Source organism: Robiginitalea sp. (assembly GCF_049588695.1).
Taxonomy (GTDB): domain Bacteria; phylum Bacteroidota; class Bacteroidia; order Flavobacteriales; family Flavobacteriaceae; genus Robiginitalea.
The window spans coordinates 1-3511 of the sequence record NZ_JBAVZJ010000069.1; the positions used below are offsets into that span (position 1 = coordinate 1).

A 3511-nucleotide genomic window follows, 5' to 3' on the forward strand; every position below is an offset into this window, starting at 1 on the left:
CCCGGCCGGCACCATATCACGATCCTTTTTCGTATTTCAGGGCTGTGATACGCGGTGAGATCGCTCCTGAACCCTTTGACCTGTCCTCCCTCGAAAACAACCTGATAGTTATGGAGATTTTGGAAGCTGCCAAACAAAGCGCCCGGGATGGGAGACGAGTGGTATTATCCAAAGGTTCGGATTGACCAGATTTTAAAATTCCTTAAACACCCTGGAGCTCTGAGACGTATGTGGACGCCATGATAACTATAATCCCGTCCTCATGGCATATAGGTCAAATTTGAGGTGCCCTTCCCTTTACAATCCAATTGCATTAAAAATAGTATCTTACTGGTGTTCCCATAAACCCGGAAACCGTTTTTACGATATGATTTTATGAAGAAATATGCCTTAGCGCTAGCCCTTGTGGTAAGCTGTTTTATCGTGCATCCCCAGGATGCCATAAAAAACTACGACGAAGCTTTAACCCTTATAGAGGTATGGCTGGACGCTCAAAAGGACTTTGAAGAGATTCCCGGTCTGTCGGCGAGTATCGTAGAAGACCAAAAACTTCTGTGGAGCGGGGGTGTTGGCTTTGCGAATCCCGAGACCGAAAAGCCATTCACCGGGGCTACGCTCTGCAGTATATGCTCTATTTCAAAGCTCTTTACCTCGGTCGCCATCATGAAGTTGTACGACGAGGGCAAACTCAGACTGGATGATCAGCTAAGCGAGCTACTCCCCTACTACGATCTGAAACAACAATTCCCGCAGAGCGGCCCGATTACGGTCCGTACATTGCTGACGCATTCTTCGGGCCTGCCCAGGGAAGCCGGCTATCCGTACTGGACGGGCCCGGAATTCCCCTTTCCCTCTACAGAAGAAATCGATACTAAATTATCCGAACAGGAATCCCTGTATCCGGCCTCTACTTATTTTCAATACAGCAACCTGGCTATGACCTTGTTGGGGGAAGTTGTTTCAGAAGTATCCGGAGTCCCCTATGAAACCTATGTGCGGCAAGAAATATTAATACCCCTGCAGCTCTCCAATACCGGGCCCGAAATGCCAAAGGACCTTTACGGATCAGACCTTGCCATAGGCTATAGTGCGCTGGGAAGGAATGGAAAAAGGGAAAAAGTCGCCCTTTTTCAGGCCAATGGGATTACTCCTGCTGCCGGGTTTTCCTCCAATGTAACCGATTTGGGGAAATTCGCTTCCTGGCAGTTCCGCCTCCGGGAGGCCAAAACCAAAGAAATTCTTAAGCCCGCCACCCTGAAGTATATGCAGTCCGTGCATTGGACCAATCCGAATTGGAAGACGACATGGGGCCTGGGCTTCCGGGTCTATAAAGGGCCCAATGGCTCGACCTGGGCAGGACACGGGGGCAGCTGTCCCGGGTACCGCTCCTCTTTCGAGATGGATCTGAAAAACAAAAGGGCCTTTTCGGTCATGATCAATTCCAGCGGGACAAACCCTATGAAATACGTCATGGGAATGCATGCTATTTTAAATAAAATGAGTGCAAAGGACAACGGGGCAAAACCGGAAACTGCGGTATCGCCCATGGACTTATCCCAATACGTCGGATACTACGATCCCAAGCCGTGGTCCAGTGAAGAGTATATCGGTACCTGGAATGGCGATTTAGTGGTACTCTCCCTGCCCAGCGATAAACCCGCCGAGGCCATGACAAAATTCAGACATATCGAAGGGGATACTTTCCGGCGTGTTCGGGGAGATGGCGAACTTGGAGAAACACTTGTTTTTGAGCGGGATGCCAACGGGAAAATCACCCGGTATATCCAACATGGAAATTATACCTTGAAAATAAAGCGATAACTGGTAGGAAAGGAAAAGGGAACGGACCGCTCACAAGGGTGGACGCCTATGGAATGTCCCTATTCGTCCCTCGGTGCATTTCAAGTTTCCTGAGACTTCCGAAACACTTCAATTTTAATTACACTGAACAATGGCCAACCATAAACACTTTGTGAGAACACTCCTTTTTGTACTTATCCTTACATCTTTTGCCTGCAAACAGCAGGCAGAGGCCCCTATGGAGAAAGCACCCGCCCTTCAGGTCGCAGATGGTTTTCAGCCCGCGCGTTTTACAACCGATGAAAGGACTGCTCAAATCGCTTCAATAGGCCCAAAATTACATGAGGTTTTTGAGACCTATGCCCGGGAGAAAAATATTCCCGGTATCGCCTATGGCATAGTCGTGGACGGACAGCTGGTGATCGATTCAGCTCTGGGCTATAGCAACCTGGAAAAACAAATCCCTGCCCGTACCACTTCCCAATTCAGGATAGCCTCTATGACCAAGAGTTTTACGGCAATGGGTATCATGAAACTCGTGGAAGATGGAGCCCTTTCGCTGCATGACCCCGCCTACCTCTATGTTCCCGAAATGCGGGATATACGCTATCTGACTTCCGATGCTACTCATATAAACATCGAGAATCTGCTGACTATGACGGCTGGTTTCCCGGAGGACAATCCCTGGGGGGATCGCCAATTGGACGAGACCGACCAAATGCTGAGGGACCTGCTAAAGGCAAATCCCAGTTTTTCCAACCCTCCCTCCTTCGCCTTTGAATACAGCAATACCGGATACGCCATTTTGGGGTTGATTATAACGAAAATCACAGGGATGCCTTATCAGGAATATATTGACAAAAACATACTTGCTGAGCTGCAGATGGAAGATACCTATTGGGAATTTGAGGATATAACTGAAGAAAGACGGGTAATCGGATATAACCCGGATAGCCTTACAGTGGCGCCCATGCTGCACGACGGGACTTACGGGGCTATGGGCGGGCTGATTACCTCTATTGAAGACTTCAGTAAATACGTGAGTTTTCACCTCTCCGCCTGGCCTCCCCGAAATGATCCGGAAGTAGGTCCGGTTCGCCGTAGCACCCTCCGGAAAATGCAACAGCCGCAATTTTCGCGCCTCTACGCCGATGCCAAAGACTGGAATGACAATCCCTGTCCTGTGATTTCGGGGTACGGGTATGGTTTGGGGATCTCTGAAAACTGCGAGGGAATCCGGAGGATTTCGCATGGAGGTGCCCTGCCCGGATTTGGCAGTAATTACGTGTTTTACCCCGATCTGGGGATCGGTCTGATGGCCTTTTGTAACGTCACTTATACGACTCCATGGCCTTATGGGGAAATTTCAAAACTCCTTTTTGAGGAACTCGATCTGAAGCCGAGAAAACTCCCGGTCTCCAGCATCCTGAACCTTAGGAAAAATCAGATTGTCGAGTGGTTTAACACCTGGGACCCGGAACTGGAAGCTGAGGTATTCGCGGAAAACTTTTATCTGGATTCGGATCGCAAGACCCGTCTTGCAGCCCTCAGGCCCCTTTTAGAGGGTGCGGGAGAAATTCAGGAAATCGGGGAGATCAATCCCGGAAACCAGCTTCGGGGCTCCTTTGAAATTATTGGGAACAAAGATACGGTCAATATCTATTTTACCCTCAGTCCGGAGGCAGACCCTAAAATACAGGCACTCTACGCC

2 protein-coding genes and 1 pseudogene are annotated in these 3511 nt (G+C 49.3%); all 3 read left to right on the top strand.

The genetic code is table 11. The features are described from left to right. Positions 1–185: pseudogene (locus WBV75_RS01430) on the top strand (Gfo/Idh/MocA family protein); the annotation flags it as partial. Between the two features lie 190 nt (positions 186–375). Then, the gene (locus WBV75_RS01435) at positions 376–1821 is read left to right on the top strand and encodes a serine hydrolase (RefSeq protein WP_424118879.1); all 1446 of its coding nucleotides are present in this window, start codon (positions 376–378) and stop codon (positions 1819–1821) included. Between the two features lie 151 nt (positions 1822–1972). Further along, a partial coding sequence (locus WBV75_RS01440; protein WP_424118880.1) for a serine hydrolase domain-containing protein occupies positions 1973–3511 on the top strand: 1539 nt, incomplete at its 3' end.